Origin of the sequence: Geomonas terrae, assembly GCF_004791675.1 — a bacterium.
GTDB lineage: Bacteria > Desulfobacterota > Desulfuromonadia > Geobacterales > Geobacteraceae > Geomonas > Geomonas edaphica.
This window is the reverse complement of record NZ_SRSC01000001.1, coordinates 1,151,785-1,170,769: the sequence shown is the minus strand read 5'-3', so window position 1 is coordinate 1,170,769 and position 18,985 is coordinate 1,151,785. Positions and strand designations below refer to the sequence as shown.

The window sequence follows — 18,985 nt, the reverse complement described above, 5'->3', positions numbered from 1 at the left end:
ACTCCCGATGCTAGAGGTTCAACCTCTGGCGTTCTCAATTTACTCCCGATGCTAGAGGTTCAACCGCTGGCGATTTCAATTTACTCGCGACGCTGGAGGTTCTACCTCTGGCGATTTCAATTTACTCCCGATGCTGGAGGTTCAACCTCTGGCGTTTTCAATTTACTCCCGACGCTGGAGGTTCAACCTCTGGCGTCTTCAATTTACTCCCGACGCTGGAGGTTCAACCTCTGGCGTCTTCAATTTACTCCCGACGCTGGAGGTTCAACCTCTGGCGTTTTCAATTTACTCCCGACGCTGGAGGTTCAACCTCTGGCGTTTTCAATTTGCTTGCGACGCTGGAGGTTCAACCTCTGGCGCTCTCAATTTACTACCGGCGCCGGAGGTTCAATGTCACGGGTTTCCAATTTACTGCCGAGGTTGGAGGTTGAAGGTATTACGTTTTGAATTCAGCAAGTGGGCCAGAGGTGGGATTGCCCTCACCCCGACCCTCTCCCGGAAGGAGAGGGAGGAAACAAGGCACGCATTGAGGAAAACCTGGGCGATGCCGAGATCCTGGAGGGCCCGCGGCGTTTCATTTGCTGCTGGGAGATCCTGCAAGGTGAGGCGGCAAGAAGTGTGGATCGTTTGGAAGTAGCGAGGCAGGTGTGCGGCTGCAGGTCGGTCTCTGCAGCCGCACCAGGAATGCGGGTTAACTCAGCACGATGTCGACTACTGCGGACCAAGGACCGTATCCGGCATTGTTGTGGTACCTCGTCCGGATGTAGTACCGCTTGACCAACTCGCCTTTCAGCTCCACTTTACACCTATAAGACCTTTCTGCACTTTTCCAGGAAGACTCGTCATTCGGGTTGTCCGTGTACTGGACCTCGAGACTGCCCATGCCCTGACACTTGTTCACCACCACATAGAAGATCCCGGACCCCTTCGGCCCCGGTTTCAGGTCCACTTTGCCGGGTTGCCCCGGCAGGATGGTGGTCGCCGGCTTGCTCGTATAGGTCCTGTGGCGCAGTTCGTAGCCAATGTCCATCAGCGAGGGATTGTTTTCATGCGTGGCGACCATCACTGAGTGCTGACCGGCAAAGGTAAAGGCCGTGAATATATTTTCGCGTGCCTTGTCCCTGTCTTCGACCATCCGTTTGCCGCCACCCTTCGCCGCATTCGACTTCTCCCCAAGTGCGTCCGCCAGCGTGTCGAATGTATCACCCACTGGCACATGAGGTCCGACATTTTGGAAGGCAGCGTGCCCCCTCAACCTTCCCCCAAAGGTGCGAGCTTCCTGCATGAGGTCGCCGTCAGAAAGCTTCCAGAGATGCGACAGTTCGTGCTTCGGTACCGACATAATGGCCTCCTTTCATGGGTTACCTGCCTCGCATCGGCAGACGCGATGAATATTAGCCTGCGCCAATTTTTAGTCAAGCCTTGCCTGGCGTTTTTTTCCAAACTCCGTATGAAACGTAGGGCGTCCCGCGCTGGTCTCCCCCGCGTGACGCCTTCCCTCCACCACTCAAAAACACCATACGTGCCTCCTTCCTAGCCCGGTCCTCCCTGCCTTCACCCTCCGTAGGCTTCGGTCCGCAGGTGAGTGCGGGAGCTCACCACCCCCCTTGCAATATTACAAATGTCTAATACAATGGTTTCATTCGGCTCATAATTCCTCGCGATGGGACCTGCCCACTCATGACTGAACCTGCTCCCGTACCGCCACATCTTTTCAAAAACCTTTCCACCAGGGCGCGTAACGTGCTCATCAATCTCAAGGTCGAGTCGCACCAGGACCTCATCGCCTTGAGCGAACGCGGCCTCCCCAAGATCCGATGGTGCGGCACCAAAACTACGGCTGAACTCACACGGCTGCTTGAAGGAGTTCGGCTAGATTACGTGCCGATGCATTCCTCTTTGGCGCAACCTTCGGGCTGCGCCGAGGGTGCTGCTGCCTCCGAAGCTTCCGCTCCCCGAATGGCTGCCGTCCCTTCAAAATGGAGCATCCTGAATAGCACCCTCGCGGGGTTATTCACCGATGCCGCTTCGTCTTCGCAGTATGCATGGCCGGAAACAATCAAGCTCCCTCCTGCTGACCTGGTGCGGCTGCGCGCCGCAGGCATCTTCCCGGAGGATACTCCGTACCTTCTTTGCTCGTTCACCATAGAGTACCTGCTCGAAGCGGGCTTGAGCGATGCGGCCCTGTCCGCCCTGCTGCATGCTATCACACGTGTTTCACAGCTGCCGGGAGACGCCCTGCCCACACTTGCCGTAAAGCCCCAGGATCGATCTTTATACGCCGGCTTTCCCGAGGGCCTGCTCGATCCGCTTATCGTCCCTGATTTCCCCTTCCCCGCCCTCCTCGGCTTTGTGGATGCTCCGACTAGCGCGGTTGCCTGGAACGTCGTTGCAAAGATCACGGAACGTTCCGTAATCAAAACGCTCGGCTTCTCGGTCACCGCCCTACGCGCCATCCAATACCTGTGGGGGCTCCAACGACGTGCCGGGGCGATCGCGGAGTCCGCTGCCGCCGGTATACCGACTGATTCTTATCTCGACTTCGATCTGCTGCTCGACCGGTATTTGCAGGTTACCCGCAAGGATGTTGACCGGGACAACTCGAAGCGGTCGGACCTGGAACACCGCCTGGTCAGGGAACACAATAGCCCGCACCACCATAACGTCTCTTTGCAGGAACTGGGCAAGGATTTCGGCGTTAGCAGTGAGCGCGTGCGACAGATCGAAGTCAAGTTGCTTCGAAGGCTCAACAACGATGCAAACCTCAAACATCTGGACTACCTTTGGCATTTGCTCGACCGCCTGATGATCACCGGTGGCGGGACGCGCTATGCATACGAGCTTTGCCTCTCCTTGCAGGCGATGAACGGTTGGAGCTCTCCCCCTTCGGAGGAGACGCTTGCCGTCCTCATGGGATTCTCGCCCAAATATCGCGTGGCGACGAAATCGTCCCCTCTCCGTATGACGCTCACCGCCCCTTGCTGCGTCGGCTGTGAGATCGCAGACGCTGCCGTTTTTGAGGCTCTCACGCCCCCGGGAAACGGCTCCTTGTCCTTCCACCAAGCACTCGATGTTGTACGCAGCGCCTGCCATAAAGAGCAGTGCCCGGGACTTCGCAATATCGCTTCTTTCTCGTTGAGCCTTGCCGAGCTCATCGCGGACTCACAGAACCTCTTGATTCAAGACCAAGCTTTGCACCTTGAACGGCCGCAAACAAAATCGATCCTCGAGGATGGTCTGGAGGCGATCCTGCTCTCCGCACCGGATGGTATGCATTTCAAAGAGGCATGTAGGATGTTTAAGCTGCTTCACCCGGAAACTTCAGTCACCGCTAGATCCGTTCACCGCCAGTTAACAAACCACAGATGGGCTGTGCTATGGGGCCCTGGAACCTTCAAGCATCGTTCATTGCTGAGCATACCCACTTTGCTTATCAATGAAATCATGGGAAGCTTGGCCGCGGTATTAGACCTGAGCGGTGTCCCCTGCATATGCGCTAACGGTATTCATTATGATCGATACGCTGACCGACTCCGATCGGAAGGCGTCCCTAATTCGCGCGCTCTCTACTCCTGTATGAAAATAGTCGGCAGCCCCGCCATGAGTTTCGAGGAACTCCCCTATGTACTTGGGAAAGACCATGCCGGCCCAAGGCCTAAGATTGCCATGCTGCTTGAGCAGTTCATCGCCAAGGCGCATCGGGCCGTCTCCCATGAGGAAGTGAAAGGTTTCGAGCTCGGCATCCTGGGCATCCCTATCCCGCAAGCGTCCTGCCATTTAAAGCACATACCAAACATCCTGCAGATCGGTGACTTTCTGCTTCATATCGACCATGTGCCCATCGTTACGGGTCAGTTGCGTCGGATCATCGATGCGATTCCATCAGGAGAAGATGGGGCGGGACTCACCGAGGCCGCCCTATACAGAGCGCACCAGAACGCATGCCGAAACATCGGCATAATACGGCCAAGCGACCTCTTTTGTTTCATGGAGCAGTTTTTCCCTGGCACGGTCAAGTTGCATCGGAAGCCTATTCGCAGGTACCAGGTGACAAAGCATGGAGCGGTTACAGATGTGGGGGTAGAGGATGCGCCCAAATCCGCACTGGCGACTGCCGAATCGCCTGCAAGCAGGACTTCGGCTCCCCCCGTTGAATGGGTGTACGCCTACTTGGAAGATCTGGAAAAGCCGTGCCTTACTAAGCACCTTTTCGAGGCCTTCCGCACTAACCCTCTGCATAACAACATCTATCAACTGTGGCTAGGGAAGACGCATAAGGTTTTGTGGTACACGCGGGATTGTGTGATCGCGCGCAAAGTCCTCGGGTGGGACGATGAAAAACAGTACGCCATCGAGACACTCGCACTGATGCATCTGGAGCAGGCAGCCGGGCTCGGCAAGCCTTACGGATCGTGTCGCGCGATTCTCACGGACCATTCGGGGCAGTTACCTGAACTCGCGCACGGGCTCGCCTGGACCCCGGTGCTGCTCCATGGGCTCTTGGTATCCGGTTCAAACTTCGTCCACATCGGCAGGCAGAAGGATCTGTTCGTTTCAGTGGACAACCCCCACGGCATACAAACGCTAAACGACCTTCTTTATCGAACTCTGCTGACCGGGCACGGCGGCTGTGCGCCGAAGAAGGAGTTCATGGCTGCCTGCGAGAAGAAGGGGATCAGCCTCGCCCCCTCGGCGCTGTTTCTCACCGGGAAGGATCCGCGGGTGGTTATCGATGGGGATGTGATAAGGGCGGCGGAGCTTGAAGCTGGAATCTAAAAAGCCGCACCACAGAGGGCACTGAGGTGCTTGGAACGACATGGGGGCGTCCGGCGTGTACACCTAGGTGAGGAGGCCTGCGTCCTGGCGGAGGGCGGTGTCAAATAGTGACTGGCAAGTCACTCTAGGGTCTTAGAATAAAGGCAAATCCCCCCTGTCCCCCCTTCGCAAAGGGGGGGGACGTGAGGCCACGTGCAGTGCTTCTTAGGCAGATACTCCGTCTGGCTCCTTCTATCGAAAAAGTCTGAATTCTGGCTCGCAACGCAAAACGCAAAAAGGGCACCCGAATCGGGTGCCCTCGTTTTTTTGCTTTGCCTATCCTGCTTGTCTTAGAACTGGACGGCTTTCTGTGCCAGCTCGAGGACGGTGCCCGGAACCATGCCGAGTACCAGGGTGGCACCGACGGCTACCAGCAGGCAGACGGCGACTGCCGGGGTTGCACCGGCCCACTCGAAGTCTTCGCTCGGGTCTTTCATGTACATGAAGACCATGACGCGCAGGTAGTAGTACAGGGAGGCTGCGGAGTTCAGCACGCCGATCACGGCCAGCCAGATGTAACCTGCCTTGATGGCGGCGCTGAAGAGGTAGAACTTCCCGATGAAACCTGCGGTCGGTGGCATGCCGGCCAGGGAGAACAGGAAGATGCTGAGCACCAGGGCCAGAAGCGGCTTCTTGTGACCGAAACCTGCGAGGTCCTGCACGTTGCCGTTGCTCTCGCCTTTCTTGGTGATGAGAACGAGCACCCCGAAGGCGCCGATGTTCATGAAGGCGTAGGAGAGCATGTAGAACAGGATGCCAGCGGCGCCTTCGGCGTTGACGGCGGCGAAACCTACCAGGGCGTAACCCGCATGCGCGATGGAGGAGTAAGCAAGCATCCTCTTCACGTTGTCCTGGGAAAGGGCGATGATGTTACCGACGGTCATGGTGAGCACGGCCAGGACCCACAGGAGGTTCCCCCACTCTACCCTCAGCATCGGGAAGGCGAAGATCATCACGCGGATGAAGGCGGCGAAGCCGGCTGCCTTCGGACCTGCGGACATGAAGGCGGTGATCGGGGTCGGTGCGCCTTCGTAGACGTCCGGGGTCCACATGTGGAACGGTGCCGCCGCGATCTTGAAGGCGAAGCCGGTGGCCATCAGCAGCATGCCGACAACGAAGAAGGTGTTGTTCGCTACACCGGGGTTACCCATGACGAAAGCGGAAATGGCGTGGATCTTGGTGCTGCCGGTCGCGCCGTAGGTGAGCGCCATGCCGTAGAGCAGGAAGCCGGTGGAGAAGGAGCCAAGCAGGAAGTACTTGAGACCCGCCTCGTTCGACTGCAGCCTGTTGCGGTTGAAGCCGGCCAGCACGTACAGGCAGATGGAGAGAAGCTCGAGACCGAGGAAGATGACCATCAGGTCGGTACCGGCCGCCATCAGCATCATACCTACGGTGGAGAAAAGAATCAGGGGGTAGAGCTCACCCTGGTTACACTCTTCCTGGGCCATGTAGCGGTCCGCGATCAGGATCGCGAGCCCCGCGGAGATGAGGAAGATCACCTTGAAGAAGATCGCGAAGTTGTCCTGCACTACCGATCCGTTGAACGCTGATACCGACGGCCCCCAGCCGCCCACGGCGCTCGCCGCGGTCACTGCAAGGCCGATGATGCTCAGGTAACCGAGGTAGGCCTTGTTATTGCCCGGCACGAAGACGTTGACGAGCAGCAGCACCATGGCTATGCATGAGAGTAGTATCTCAGGCATGATCACTGCCAGGTTTATGGCCGGCATAGCAATTGTTTCCATCTATAATCCTCCGTCAGTAGTTCTAAGCGGTCTATTTTGCTTCGTGGTTTGCGGGGATGGCCGGGTGTCCTTCAGGCAGACCGGCGGGTGCTGCTGCCGGTGCCGCTTCTGCGCCGACTGCAGGGTGACCTGCGGGCATGCCGGCGGGTGCCGCACCTGCCTCGGACATGCCGGGAACGGCCATGTGACCCGGGGGAAGCGCCGGTACTGCGCCGGGAAGCTGGGCTACCTGCTTCTGCACCTTGGTCTGCGCGATCATCCTGTCGATCGAGGGCGCCATGCTGTCGATGATCGGGCGCGGGTAGATGCCCAGGAAGAAGATAAGGAAGATGAGCGGCAGCATGATGGCGACTTCGCGTGCGTTCAGGTCCTTCAGGTTCTGGTTTTTCGGATTCTTCAGCTCGCCGAACATGACCCTCTGGAACATCCAGAGCATGTAGACGGCGGAGAGGATGACGCCGGAGGTGGCGATGATCGCGTACCAACGGAGGCTGCTCTCGAAGGAACCGAGGAGCACCAGGAACTCACCGACGAAGCCGTTGGTACCCGGCAGGCCGATGGAGGAGAAGGTGACGATCATGAACATGGTGGCGAAAACCGGCATCTGCTTCGCGAGACCGCCGAAGTCGGAGATGAGACGGGTGTGACGCCGCTCGTAGATGAAGCCGACGATAAGGAACAGCGCGCCGGTGGAAACACCGTGGTTCAGCATCTGCAGCATGCCGCCGGTGACGCCCTGCTGGTTCAAGGCGTAGACGCCGAGCATTACGAAGCCTAAGTGGGCCACTGAGGAGTAAGCGACCAGTTTCTTGACGTCCTGCTGCATCATGGCGACGAGCGAGGCGTAGATGATGCCGATCACCGACAGGGTCGCGATGAGCGGGGTGAACTGGGCGCTGGCCTCCGGGAAGAGCGGCATGGCGAAGCGGACGTAACCGTAGGTACCGCACTTCAGCATGACGGCGGCCAGGATTACGGAGCCTGCAGTCGGTGCCTCGGTATGGGCATCCGGCAACCAGGTGTGCAGCGGGAACATCGGGACCTTGATGGCGAAGGCCAGGGCGAAGGCCAGGAACATCCACATCTGGGTGGCCGGGTCAAGGTGCAGTTCGTAGAAGCGCAGGATGCTGAAGTCGCCGCCGCCTGCCTTGAAGTAAAGGGCGATCAGAGCGACCAGCATGAGGAGCGAGCCGACCGCGGTGTAGATGAAGAACTTGACTGCCGCGTAGATCCTGTTCTTGCCGCCCCAGATGCCGATCATGAAGTACATCGGGATCAGCATGATCTCCCAGAAGATGTAGAAGAGGAAGAGGTCGAGCGAGATAAAGGTACCGATCATGCCGACTTCGAGAAGCAGCAGGCAGATCATGTATTCCTTCACCTTCTCCTCAACCGCCGTGTAGGTGGAGAGGATGGCGATCGGCATGATGAAGGTGGTCAGGATGACGAGCCAGAGGCTGATACCGTCGATGCCCAGGTGATAGCTCATCTGGAAGGGGCCGGCCGCGATCCAGGGGATGTTCTCGAGGAACTGGAACCCGCCGATCTCGGTGCCCGGCGCGTTGTACCCGGTGATCAGGGGCAGCGAGAGGATAAACGTCACCACCGTCACCGCCATGGCGATGGTACGGAGCACGCCGTGGCTGTTCTTGTTCACAAAGAGGAGCAGTATCGCCCCGATCAGCGGTGTGAAGGTTAATATGCTCAGTAACGGTAGCTGGCTCATTTACTCTGCTCCTTTTACTTCAGGTCAAAATTATCTGAAAGTCTTCAAGTCTTAACGGAAGAGGTATACCGCGACGATCAGCACCACGCCCAGAACCATGGAGAAGGCGTAGTTGTGAACGAAGCCGGTCTGCACGTAGCGCAGGATGCCGGAGAAACCGCGGACCACGGCGGCGACGCCGTTCACGATGCCGTCGACCACCACCACGTCGAACCCTTTCCAGAGGAAGTTGCCGAGTGCCTTGCAGGGGTTGACGAACACGAAGTCGTAGATCTCGTCGATGTACCACTTGTTGTAGACCGCGCGGTGCAGCGCCGGGAAGGTCGCGGTGAACTTCTCGGGGATGCTCGGGGCGATGACGTACAGCGCGAAAGCGAGGCCGATGCCGGCGAAGGCGATCACGACGGAGGTGCCCATGAGACCCCACTCGAGTGCTACGGAGTGGACGCCGTGAGCGCCGTGGGCGATCGAGTACTGGGTGGAGTAGGCGAATACCGGCTCGAGCCAGTGCTCGAAGTAGTTCGGCATGTCGCCGAAGAGTTCGCCGAGGAGCTTCGGCACGCCGATCCAGCCGCCGACCAGGGAGAGGAAGGCGAGGCAGACAAGCGGCACGGTGATGACCCAGGGAGACTCATGCAGGTGGTGCCATGCCTTCTCGGAGAGACGGGTCTTGCCGAAGAAGGTCATGCAGACCAGGCGGAACATGTAGAAGGCGGTGAGGCCGGCAGCGATGGCGCCTGCTGCCCAGAGCGCGTAGTTCACATCATGGTGGTGCGGGTTGGCAAACGCCTGCCAGAGGATCTCGTCCTTGGAGAAGAAGCCGGCAAGGCCCGGAACGCCCGCGATGGCGAGGGTGGCGATGAAGAAGGTGCCGAAGGTGACCGGCATCTTCTTGTACAGCCCGCCCATGTTCCTCATGTCCTGCGGGTCGGCTTCGGAGTGCTCGTGGTGCAGCGCGTGGTGCATGGCGTGGATGACGGAGCCGGAACCGAGGAACAGGCAGGCCTTGAAGAAGGCGTGGGTCATCAGGTGGAACACGCCGGCGGTGAAGGCGCCGACGCCCATGGCCAGGAACATGTAGCCGAGCTGGGAAACGGTGGAGTATGCGAGGACGCGCTTGATGTCGTTTTGTGCGGTGCCGATGGTCGCCGCGAAGAGGGCGGTGGCGGCGCCGACGCAGGCGACGACGAGCAGAGCGGTCGGGCTCTTGATGTAGATGAAGTTCATGCGGGCGATCATGTAGACGCCGGCGGTGACCATGGTGGCGGCGTGGATGAGCGCGGAGACCGGAGTCGGGCCTTCCATCGCGTCAGGAAGCCAGGTGTACAGCGGGATCTGGGCGGACTTGCCGGTGGCGCCCAGGAAGAAGCAGAGACAGATGGTGGTTACCACAGCGCCCGGCACGAAGAGGTCGGCGTTTTTCGCGAGCTCGACGAAGTTGATGGTCCAGACGTTGTTGTTGTGCCCCAGGTACCAGAAGAGGGTGAAAGTGCCGAGGAGGAAACCGAAGTCGCCGACCCTGTTCATCACGAACGCTTTCTTGCCCGCGTCGCCTGCGCTCTTCTTGTGGAAGTAGTATCCGATCAGGAGGTAGGAGCAGAGACCGACGCCCTCCCAGCCGATGAACATGAGGAGCAGGTTGTTGCCCGACACGAGGAGAAGCATGGAGAAGGTAAAGAGGTTCAGGTAGGAGAAGTAGCGGTAGAACCCTTCCTCGCCGTGCATGTAACCGATGGAGTAGAGGTGGATCAGGAAGCCGACCCCCGTCACGATCATCAGCATGGTTGCCGAAAGCGGGTCGATCAGGAAGCCGATGTCGGCCTTGAAGTTCCCCGACTGGATCCAGGTGAAAATCGTCTTTTGGATCACCCGCTCCTCGCCCGGCAGACTCAGGAGCTGGAACAGGATCCCGCAGGCGACCATGAAGGAGGCGAACACGCTACCGGCCGCGATACCGCCGATGACGGTCTCGTTTTTGATCTTCTTGCCGAGTAGGCCGTTGATGACCGAGCCGATGAGAGGGCACAGTGGGATCAACCATACTAAATCAAACATCCCTGACTCCTTTTATGACTAAAGGTTCTAAGTTCTAAGTTCTATGTTCTAAGTCCAAGTCAACCGCCGATGCTACCCTTTCCGTCCACAAAGGTCCTGCTCTTAACGTAGAACATAGAACGTAGAACCTGGAACGGGTTTTGTCGGGTTTACAGTTTCAGCAGGTTGATGTCCTCGACGTCGATGGACTCGCGGTTCTTGAAGAAGGCGATCATGAGCGCGAGGCCTACTGCGGCCTCGGCCGCGGCGACGGTCATGACGAAGAACACGAAGACCTGCCCGTCGATGTTGCCCAGGTGCCTGGAGAAGGCGATGAAGGTCAGGTTCACCGCGTTGAGCATCATCTCGACGCACATGAAGATGACGATGGCGTTTCTCTTGGTCAGGACGCCGATGGTCCCGATGGAGAAGAGGATGGCCGAAACTATCAGGTAATTTTCGATCGCTAGCATGTCAGTTCCCCTTGTAGCGTTAAATTTTCTTCTTGGCGAGAACGACTGCGCCAACGATCGCAGCCAGGAGGAGCACCGAGGTGACCTCGAACGGCAGCAGGAAATCGGTGAAGAGCGCCTTGCCGATCAGCTCGACGTGCCCGACGCTTACGATCTGTTCCTTGGTCATGGTCCCGACCTGGCCGGTCATGGAACCCTTCATCAGGAACCAGACGGTCTGGAAGAGAACGAAGAGCCCGATGGCGGAGCCGGCGATCACCGCGTGGGTGCCGCGCTTGACGGTCTCGACCCTCACGTTCAGGAGCATGATCACGAAGATGATCAGGACCATGATGGCACCCGCGTAGACGATCACCTGGGTGGCCGCCATGAAGGGAGCGTCCAGCATGACGTAGAAGGTAGCCAGGCAGAAGAAGGTCATCACCAGCGACAGCGCGCTGTTGATCGGGTTTTTGCAGGTGACAACTAGGATGCTGGAAATGATGGCCACCGCAGCCACGACGAGAAAGAATAACGATTCCATTGCTGCTCCTTTATTTCTTTTCTAAGAGTCTCTCTTTGGTGTAGGTGAAGTCAGCGCGCGAGTAGTTGGCGAGTTCGAACTGTTCAGTCATCCGAATCGCGTCAACCGGGCACGCTTCCACACAGTAGCCGCAGAAGATGCAGCGCAGCATGTCGATTTCGTATTTCGCAGCGTACTTGTCGTGGTTTGCGTCCTCGCCCGCCTCGACCGTGATGCACTTGGCCGGGCAGACGGTGGGGCAGAGGTAGCAGGCTACACACTTCGCCTTGTCGTGGGAGACGTTCAGCGCGTGCAGTCCGCGGAAGCCGGGCTTGACGTCAGGACGCTCGGTCGGGTACTGCAGCGTGACCGGCTTCTTGAACATATGTGAAATGGTGATCTGAAGACCTTTTATGAGCGGCATTATCATTTGCGGCACCTCGCCTAGAAGTTGTGTAACTTAAATTCTGACTACTTGCTGATGAACATGACCCACAGGCCGGTCGCCATTACGTTGACCAGGGTGAGCGGCAGGAACACCTTCCAGCCCAGACGCATGAGCTGGTCGTAACGGTAACGCGGGTAGGTGGCCCTGATCCACATGCAGAGGAAGATCAGGAAGTACACCTTGGCGATGAACCAGAACCAGCCGGGGAGGAAGGCCGGGCCGTGCCAGCCGCCCAGGAACAGGGTGGTGGTGACGGCGCAGACGGTGATCATGTTGGCGTATTCCGCCATGAAGAACATCGCGTACTTCATGGAGGAGTACTCGGTGCAGAAACCGGAGACCAGCTCCGTCTCGGCCTCGGGAAGGTCGAACGGGGTCCTGTTGATCTCTGCCAGCGAGCAGATGAAGAAGATGATGAAAGCGAAGGGCTGCTTGAAGGCGTACCATGCGCCGCCCGCCTGATCGGCTACGATCTTGTGCAGGCTGAGGCTCTCGGAGAGCATGAAGACCGAGATGATGGCGAGGCCGGCGGCAAGCTCGTAGGAGATCATCTGCGCCGCGGAGCGAAGCCCGCCGAGCAGGGAGTACTTGGAGTTGGAGGCCCAACCCGCGAGCACGATGCCGTAGACGCCCAGGGAAGCCATGGCCAGGATGTAGAGGACGCCGACGTTGATGTCGAAGACCTGCTTGCCAGCTTCATCGTAGTAGGCAGCGATCTGCAGCGGCACGGTGTACCCGCCGATGGTCACGCTGTCGCCGAAGGGGATGACGGCGAAGGAGATGAACGCCGGAATCAGTGCGACGAGGGGAGCTATCAGGAAAGCGAACTTGCTCGCCTGAGACGGGACGATCTCCTCTTTGAAGAACAGCTTTACGCCGTCCGCGATCGGCTGCAAGAGCCCGTGCCAGCCGGTCCTCATGGGACCCAGACGCACCTGCATGTGCCCGATGATCTTGCGCTCTGCGTAGGTGGCGTAGGCCACGGTAAGCAGTACGAAGACAAAGGCTACGAGCACTTTGGCAACCATGGCTATGTAGTACGCGACCGGCAGTCCTAAGATTAGCGTATCCATCTGATAGTCTTCCCCTCTTGTATAGATTTTCTAGCTGTCAGCTATTTCTTGGCGACGGTGACGTAAGTGACCTCGGCGCCGTCAGTGATGGTGTTGACGCTCCCCTCACCGAAGTGGTAGGGGGAGAAGACGACGCCCTGGGGCACCCTCTTGCCGACCTTGGCGGCAACCTGCACCGCGCCGGTGGCGCTCGTTACGGTGACCTGGTCACCCTCGGCGATCTTCAGTGCCGATGCGTCGGCCACGTTCAGTTCCGCGTAGGCATCCGGGCAGACGTACATCGGGCCTTCGCCGAAGCGGCTCATGGTGCCGCAGTGGTAAAGGGCGCTGCCGGTGACCATGGCGAGCTTGCCTGCCGCAGGTGCGACCGCTTTTGCCTGAACCGGAACCAGTTTGGCGGCGACGGAGACCGGGTAAACGGCCCCTTCGTCCTTGAGACCCGCCTGGCTGAGACCCTTGTAAGCCGGGACGGTTGCTGCGATCTCGGTGAAGACCTCGCCCTGGTTGTTGTAGCGTGCCCCGCCGAGAGCCTGAGAGATTGCGCTCAGGATCTCGAAGTCGCTCTTCGCAAGGCCGACCGCGGGAATCGCCTTTCTCACGTTCTGGACGCGGCGCCCGAGCGAGGTGTAGGTTCCGTTCTTCTCCGCGAAGGAGCAGGCCGGGAGCACCACGTCGGCAAGGGCAGCGGTTTCGGTGAGGAAGAGGTCGGCAACTACCATGAACTCGACGTTCTCGAGTGCCTTCTCGACCTTCTTGCGGTTCGGGTAGGAAACCACCGGGTTCTCGCCGGCGACGAACAGTGTCTTCACGTTGCCGTTCGCGCAGCCGTCGATGATGGCGGAGGCGGCAAGCCCGGTCCCTTTCGGGTAGATGCCCATGTCGACCGCGCCCTGGCTGTTGTTCTTCTCGCCCATGATGAGGAGACCGGAACCTTCCTTGCCGATCTTGCCGGTGAGGATGGCGAGGTTGCCTGCAGCGGAGGCGAGGGCCGCGTTGTGGCCGGGGTAGCCGAGGCCGATCGGCAGGATGATGAGTGCCTTCTCGGCGGTGGCGTAGTCTTTTGCGATTGCCGCGATCTCCTCGGCGGTGACACCGGCCTTCTCGGCGGTGGCATCGGCGACGGCGGCCTTCAGGGCGTCCAGACCGGCAACGCCTTCAGCGACGAGGCCCTGGTCGATGACCGACTTGCAGAGCGCGTTGAAGAGGGCAACCTCGCTGCCCGGGGTGTGGACCGTGGTCTTGGCGCCCGGCAGACGGGTGAGTTTGCCTTTCTTGTCGGAGACGATCCTGATGGCGACCCCTTTTCTCTTCACGCCGAGGTTGATCTCGAAGCCGATGACCGGGTGGGTCTCGTAGGCGTCGGACTTCACGACGAGGAGCAGGTTCGACTTCTGGATGTCGGCGATCTCGGAGGGGGAGGCTGCCACGCCGAAGGAAGCGACGGCACCCTTGGTGAGCGCCTCGTGGGCGAAGCCCGCCGAGTGATCGATGTTGTCGGTGCCGATGGTGCCGCGGAAGACCTTCTCAAGGAGGAAGAGTTCTTCGTTGGTAAGCCTCGGGGTGGCAAGCGCCGCCACGGAAGCGGGATCGCTCTTGCCTGCGGAAAGCCTGGAGGTTACCTCGGCGAGGGCCTCTTCCCAGGTTGCTTCCTGGAGCTTGCCGTTTTTCCTCACAAGCGGGGTGGTGAGACGCTTGTCGGAGTTGACGAACTGGTAGCCGAAGCGGCCGCGGGTGCAGAGCTGGCCGTTGTGGAAGCCCTGGTTCTCGTCGTAGATGGTGGTGAGGACCTTGCCGTCCTTGCTGCCAAGGGTGAGCTGGCAGCCGGTGCCGCAGTAGGAGCAGACGCTCTTCGTCTTCTGCAGCGCCCACCAGCGGGCCTTGAACTTGAAGGGGCGGGAGTTCAGCGCGCCCACCGGACAGACCGAGACGCAGGAGCCGCAGAACTCGCAGTTAAGCGGCCCGTCGAACTCGGTGCCCATCTTCGCCTCGATACCGCGGTTGATGAAGGTGTAAGCACCGTAGGAAACGATCTCGTCGCAGATCCTCGCGCACTTGCCGCAGTGGATGCAGCGGTTCATGTCGCGCTCGATGAGCGGGTTCTCGTAGTCGATCTCGTGGTTGAACTTCTCGTCCACGAACCGGTTCATGTTCACCTTGTACTCGTAGGTGAGGTTCTGCAGGTCGCAGTCGCCTGCGGCGTCACAGACCGGGCAGTCGATCGGGTGCTTGAGGAGCAGGAGCTCAAGGACCAGCTTCCTCGCCTTCACGATCTCGTCGGTGGTGGTCTGCACGATCATTCCCTCGGTGACCGGGGTGGTGCAGGCGGGGATGAGACGTCCCTTCATCTGCTCCACCTCGACGAGGCACATGCGGCAGCCGCCGAACGGGTGCAGCTTTTTGTCATGGCAAAGGATCGGTATCTTGATACCACACGCCTTGGCGGCGTCGTAAATGGTGGCGTCTTTTTCTACCGCAACCTGTTTTCCGTTTATCGTAAGATTTACCATCTCGACCTCTGTCTCCCCGGAGTCATAAATCTGGTTCTACGTTCTATGTTCTATGTTCTACGTTCACGTCTAAGGGTTTAACTTAGAACGTAGAACCTAGAACGGTTTTATTACTCAATGGCCATGAAGCGGCAGGCGTCGTAGCAGGACTTGCACTTGGTGCAGTTCTCCTTGACCAGGTAAGCCACCTCGCCCTTTTCCCACTTGATGGCGTTGGACGGGCAGGCCCTCAGACAGGCGCCGCACTTGACGCACTTCTCGGGGACCACCTGCCACAGGAGGAGTTCCTTGCAGGAGTTGGAGGGGCAGCGCTTGTCCAGGATGTGCGCCTCGTACTCGTGCCTGAAATACTTGACGGTGGAGAGAATCGGGTTCGGAGCCGTCTGCCCCAGACCGCAAAGGGATGCCTTCTTGATGGTGGCGCCCATCTCCAGGAGGGTGTCGATGTCTTCCATCTCGCCCCGACCTTCGGTGATCCTCTCCAGGATGTCGAGCATGGCCTTCAGGCCGATACGGCAGGGAACACACTTGCCGCAGGACTCCATCTTGGTGAAGGAGAGGAAGAAGCGGGCCACGTCGACCATGCAGGTGGTCTCGTCCATGACGACCAGACCGCCGGAACCCATCATGGCGCCCGCCTTGATGAGCGAGTCGTAGTCGACCGGGGTGTCGAGCACCTCGGCCGGGATGCAGCCGCCGGAAGGACCGCCTGCCTGAACCGCCTTGAACTTGCGGTTGTTGGCGATGCCGCCGCAGACCTGGTAGATAACGTCGCGTACCGACATACCGGCCGGAACCTCGACGAGACCGGTGTGCTTCACCTTGCCGGTGACCGCGAAGATCTTGGTACCCTTGGTGGTGTCGGTACCAAGGGATGCGTACCATTCGGAGCCCTTGTTGATGATGTGGCGCACGTTGGCGAAGGTCTCAACGTTGTTGATGTTGGTCGGGAAGCCCCAAAGGCCCTTGACCGCCGGGAACGGCGGACGGGGACGCGGCATGCCGCGCTCGCCTTCGATGGAGGCCATGAGGGCGGTTTCCTCGCCGCAGACGAACGCGCCGGCGCCCTTCTTGATCCTCATGTCGAAGTCGAAGCCCCAACCCTTGATGTTCTTGCCCAGGTACCCCTTCTCGTAGCAGGTGTCGAGCGCCTTCTGGAGACGGTCGATGGCAAGCGGGTACTCGGCGCGGACGTAGACGTAGCCGGCGTCGCAGCCGATGGCGTATGCCGCGATCATCATGCCCTCGATGACGCAGTACGGGTCGCCTTCGAGAATGGAGCGGTCCATGAACGCGCCCGGGTCACCCTCGTCGGCGTTGCAGATGAGGTACTTGTGGTTGCCCGGGGAAGCGGCGCAGAAGCTCCACTTCATGCCGGTCGGGAAGCCCCCGCCCCCACGGCCACGCAGCCCGGATTTCTTCACCTCATCGATGACCTCGGAAGGCTTCATCTCTTTGACGCACTTCTCGATCGCCTTGAAGCCGTCCTCTTCGAGGAAGGCGTCGATGCGCTCGGGGTCGATCTGGCCGCAGCCGGTCATGACCACGCGCATCTGCTGGTCGACGAAGGTGTTGTAGTAGGCCTTGGCCTTTTTCTTCTCGATGACTTCGTTGGCAACGATGTGCTGGTCGAGGATGGCAGCTACGTCCTCGGGCACGACGAAGTCGTAGGTGACCCTGCCCAGTTCGGGGGTGATGACGTCGACGAGAACGTCGTTGGCGCACAGGCCGCGGCAGCCGGTCTTGACCACGTCGCAACGCTTGCCGACCTGGGCCACGATCCCCTTCTCCGCTATCAGCCTGGTGAACTCGGCCTCGACCTGCTTGGCGCCGGCCGAGATGCCGCCGGTACCCTGACAGATAAGTATTTTGATTCCTGCGTTATCGCTCATGACAAAAGGTCCCCTGCTGAGAAATTGACGTCTCGGCTTACTTCATCGGCCGTGCGTTGTAGGTTTCAATGATCTCGTCCACTTTCTGGACCGTCATCTTGCCGAATGTGTCGTCGTTCACCATGGCCAGAGGCGCCATGCCGCAGGCACCAAGGCAGGCCACCTTTTCGAAGGTGTAGCGCAGGTCCTCGGTGGTCTCCGCATGCCCGATCCCGAGGCGCCCGAAGAAGGTTTCGGTGATGCGCTCCGCCCCCTGTACGTGGCAGGCTGTGCCGACGCAGACCCTGATGATGAAACGGCCGCGCGGCTTCAGGTGGAACTGGGCGTAGAAGGTAAGCACGCCGTAGATCTGGCTCGGGTAGACGTTCAGCCGCTCGGCGACCAGGTCGATGGTCGGCTTCGGGACGAACCCGTAGGCTTCCTGGATGCCCTGCAGGACCGGCATGAGGTTGCCCGGCAGTGTCAGGTACTTGTCGATGACTTCGTTGGCCTCGGTCAGATCGATTTCTTCGGCCGGAATTTCTTCGGCTGGAGCGTTAGACATTTACCCCATCTCCTTTACTTGTTGATTAAAACTAACGGTCAATTTCGCCAAGTACGATGTCTAGCGTTCCGATGACGGCAACCAGGTCGGCCAGCATGGAACCCTTGGCCATCTTCTCGATGGCGGCGAGGTTCACGAATGACGGCGGACGGACCCTCATGCGGTACGGCATGTTGCCGCCGTCCGACACGATGTAGTAGCCGAGCTCCCCTTTCGGGTTCTCGACGGCCATGTATACCTCGCCCTCGGGGACGGGGAAGCCCTCGGAAGCGATCTTGAAGTGGTGGATAAGACCCTCGATGGAGTTGTACACGCTATCCTTCGGCGGGTAGCAGACCTGCGGCGCGTCGGCGAGAATCGGTCCCGGCTTCAGCCGCTTCAGGGCCTGGTCGATGATCTTCACGGATTCGCGCATCTCTACGAGGCGCACCTTGTAGCGGTCGAAGGTGTCGCAGTTCTCGCCGACGGGGACCTTGAAGTCGAAATCCTCGTAGCCGGAGTACGGCAGGTCGCGCCTGAGGTCGAAGTCGACGCCGGAGCCCCTGAGAGCCGGACCGGAGATACCGTAGTCGATGGCGTCCTCGGCGGAGATGACGCCGTTGCCGATGGTCCTCTGCAGCCAGATGGTGTTCTTGGTGAGGAGCCCCTCGTAGGTGTCGAAGTGACCCGGGAAGGTATCCACGACTTCCTGCACCTTCTGCTCGAAGCCGGCGGGGAGCTCACGGGAGAGGCCGCCCACGCGGAAGTAGTTGGAGGTCATCCTGGCGCCGGAGACCATCTCGTAGAGGTCCATCACCATCTCACGCTCGCGGAAGGCGTAGAGGAACACGGTCATCGCGCCGATGTCGAGGGCGTGGCAGGCGATCCAGACCAGGTGGCTCTTCAGACGGGTGAGCTCCGCCATGATGACGCGCACGAGCTTCGCGCGCTCCGGGACGTCGAGGCCCAGGAGCTTCTCGACGGCCAGCACGTAGCCCAGGTTGTTGTGCATCGGGGCCAGGTAGTCCATGCGGTCCGTGAGGGGGAGTGCCTGGTGGTAGGTGCGGTGCTCGGCGAGCTTCTCCACGCCCCGGTGCAGGTAGCCGATGTGAGGGGTGATCTTCTGTATCACCTCGCCGTCGAGCTCTACTACGAGCCTCAGAACGCCGTGGGTACTGGGGTGCTGGGGCCCCATATTCAAAGTCATTATTTCACTAGCCATTGATCGCCTCTATTTTTTGGAAATG

General features: G+C 59.5%; 13 protein-coding genes. 1 reads left to right on the top strand and 12 read right to left on the bottom strand.

The features are described from left to right. Positions 1 to 691: 691 nt before the first annotated feature. A complete protein-coding gene (locus tag E4633_RS04925) occupies positions 692 to 1,342 on the bottom strand; it encodes a hypothetical protein (protein WP_135869129.1) in 651 nt (216 codons plus the stop codon). Positions 1,343 to 1,743: 401 nt separating this feature from the next. Between E4633_RS04925 and E4633_RS04920 the strand changes: the two genes are divergently transcribed. Beyond that, positions 1,744 to 4,776, top strand: a complete 3,033-nt coding sequence (locus tag E4633_RS04920; protein ID WP_162604935.1) for a sigma factor-like helix-turn-helix DNA-binding protein — start codon at positions 1,744 to 1,746, stop codon at positions 4,774 to 4,776. Between the two features lie 329 nt (positions 4,777 to 5,105). Here E4633_RS04920 and E4633_RS04915 read toward each other — a convergent pair whose 3' ends face one another. From E4633_RS04915 to nuoD, 11 genes are all read right to left on the bottom strand, one after another. Further along, positions 5,106 to 6,560: an NADH-quinone oxidoreductase subunit N gene (locus E4633_RS04915; RefSeq protein ID WP_135869127.1), complete on the bottom strand. Its 1,455-nt coding sequence runs from the start codon at positions 6,558 to 6,560 to the stop codon at positions 5,106 to 5,108. A 31-nt stretch (positions 6,561 to 6,591) separates the two neighbouring features. Next, complete coding sequence (locus E4633_RS04910) at positions 6,592 to 8,286, bottom strand: NADH-quinone oxidoreductase subunit M (protein ID WP_135869126.1); 1,695 nt, start codon at positions 8,284 to 8,286, stop codon at positions 6,592 to 6,594. Between the two features lie 51 nt (positions 8,287 to 8,337). Then, on the bottom strand, positions 8,338 to 10,341 hold the full coding sequence (nuoL, locus tag E4633_RS04905; RefSeq protein ID WP_135869125.1) for an NADH-quinone oxidoreductase subunit L: 2,004 nt from the start codon (positions 10,339 to 10,341) through the stop codon (positions 8,338 to 8,340). 149 nt (positions 10,342 to 10,490) lie between these two features. Further along, the gene (nuoK, locus tag E4633_RS04900) at positions 10,491 to 10,793 is read right to left on the bottom strand and encodes an NADH-quinone oxidoreductase subunit NuoK (RefSeq protein ID WP_135869124.1); all 303 of its coding nucleotides are present in this window, start codon (positions 10,791 to 10,793) and stop codon (positions 10,491 to 10,493) included. A 19-nt stretch (positions 10,794 to 10,812) separates the two neighbouring features. Continuing rightward, on the bottom strand, positions 10,813 to 11,316 hold the full coding sequence (locus tag E4633_RS04895) for an NADH-quinone oxidoreductase subunit J family protein (protein WP_135869123.1): 504 nt from the start codon (positions 11,314 to 11,316) through the stop codon (positions 10,813 to 10,815). A gap of 10 nt (positions 11,317 to 11,326) precedes the next feature. After that, positions 11,327 to 11,725 carry an NADH-quinone oxidoreductase subunit NuoI gene (nuoI, locus tag E4633_RS04890; protein WP_135869122.1) on the bottom strand — a complete coding sequence of 133 codons (399 nt, stop codon included), beginning with the start codon at positions 11,723 to 11,725 and terminating at the stop codon, positions 11,327 to 11,329. 41 nt (positions 11,726 to 11,766) lie between these two features. After that, complete coding sequence (gene nuoH / locus E4633_RS04885; RefSeq protein WP_135869121.1) at positions 11,767 to 12,816, bottom strand: NADH-quinone oxidoreductase subunit NuoH; 1,050 nt, start codon at positions 12,814 to 12,816, stop codon at positions 11,767 to 11,769. Between the two features lie 41 nt (positions 12,817 to 12,857). Continuing rightward, positions 12,858 to 15,323 (bottom strand): molybdopterin-dependent oxidoreductase, encoded by a 2,466-nt coding sequence (locus tag E4633_RS04880; protein ID WP_135869120.1) that lies wholly within the window; start codon positions 15,321 to 15,323, stop codon positions 12,858 to 12,860. A gap of 110 nt (positions 15,324 to 15,433) precedes the next feature. Next, entirely contained in the window at positions 15,434 to 17,215 is a 1,782-nt protein-coding gene (gene nuoF, locus E4633_RS04875) for an NADH-quinone oxidoreductase subunit NuoF (protein WP_135869119.1), read from the bottom strand. 37 nt (positions 17,216 to 17,252) lie between these two features. Beyond that, positions 17,253 to 17,759: an NADH-quinone oxidoreductase subunit NuoE gene (gene nuoE, locus E4633_RS04870; RefSeq protein ID WP_135869118.1), complete on the bottom strand. Its 507-nt coding sequence runs from the start codon at positions 17,757 to 17,759 to the stop codon at positions 17,253 to 17,255. Between the two features lie 31 nt (positions 17,760 to 17,790). Further along, positions 17,791 to 18,960, bottom strand: coding sequence for an NADH dehydrogenase (quinone) subunit D (gene nuoD / locus E4633_RS04865; protein WP_135869117.1), 1,170 nt, complete (start codon positions 18,958 to 18,960; stop codon positions 17,791 to 17,793). Between the last annotated feature and the right edge of the window lie 25 nt (positions 18,961 to 18,985).

Bases quoted from the DNA above. Each gene is read 5' to 3' on its own strand.
- E4633_RS04925 (WP_135869129.1), bottom strand. From the start codon at position 1,342: ATGTCGGTACCGAAGCACGAACTGTCGCATCTCTGGAAGCTTTCTGAC.
- E4633_RS04915 (WP_135869127.1), bottom strand. From the start codon at position 6,560: ATGGAAACAATTGCTATGCCGGCCATAAACCTGGCAGTGATCATGCCT.
- E4633_RS04910 (WP_135869126.1), bottom strand. From the start codon at position 8,286: ATGAGCCAGCTACCGTTACTGAGCATATTAACCTTCACACCGCTGATC.
- nuoL (WP_135869125.1), bottom strand. From the start codon at position 10,341: ATGTTTGATTTAGTATGGTTGATCCCACTGTGCCCTCTCATCGGCTCG.
- nuoK (WP_135869124.1), bottom strand. From the start codon at position 10,793: ATGCTAGCGATCGAAAATTACCTGATAGTTTCGGCCATCCTCTTCTCC.
- E4633_RS04895 (WP_135869123.1), bottom strand. From the start codon at position 11,316: ATGGAATCGTTATTCTTTCTCGTCGTGGCTGCGGTGGCCATCATTTCC.
- nuoI (WP_135869122.1), bottom strand. From the start codon at position 11,725: ATGATAATGCCGCTCATAAAAGGTCTTCAGATCACCATTTCACATATG.
- nuoH (WP_135869121.1), bottom strand. From the start codon at position 12,816: ATGGATACGCTAATCTTAGGACTGCCGGTCGCGTACTACATAGCCATG.
- E4633_RS04880 (WP_135869120.1), bottom strand. From the start codon at position 15,323: ATGGTAAATCTTACGATAAACGGAAAACAGGTTGCGGTAGAAAAAGAC.
- nuoF (WP_135869119.1), bottom strand. From the start codon at position 17,215: ATGAGCGATAACGCAGGAATCAAAATACTTATCTGTCAGGGTACCGGC.
- nuoE (WP_135869118.1), bottom strand. From the start codon at position 17,759: ATGTCTAACGCTCCAGCCGAAGAAATTCCGGCCGAAGAAATCGATCTG.
- nuoD (WP_135869117.1), bottom strand. From the start codon at position 18,960: ATGGCTAGTGAAATAATGACTTTGAATATGGGGCCCCAGCACCCCAGT.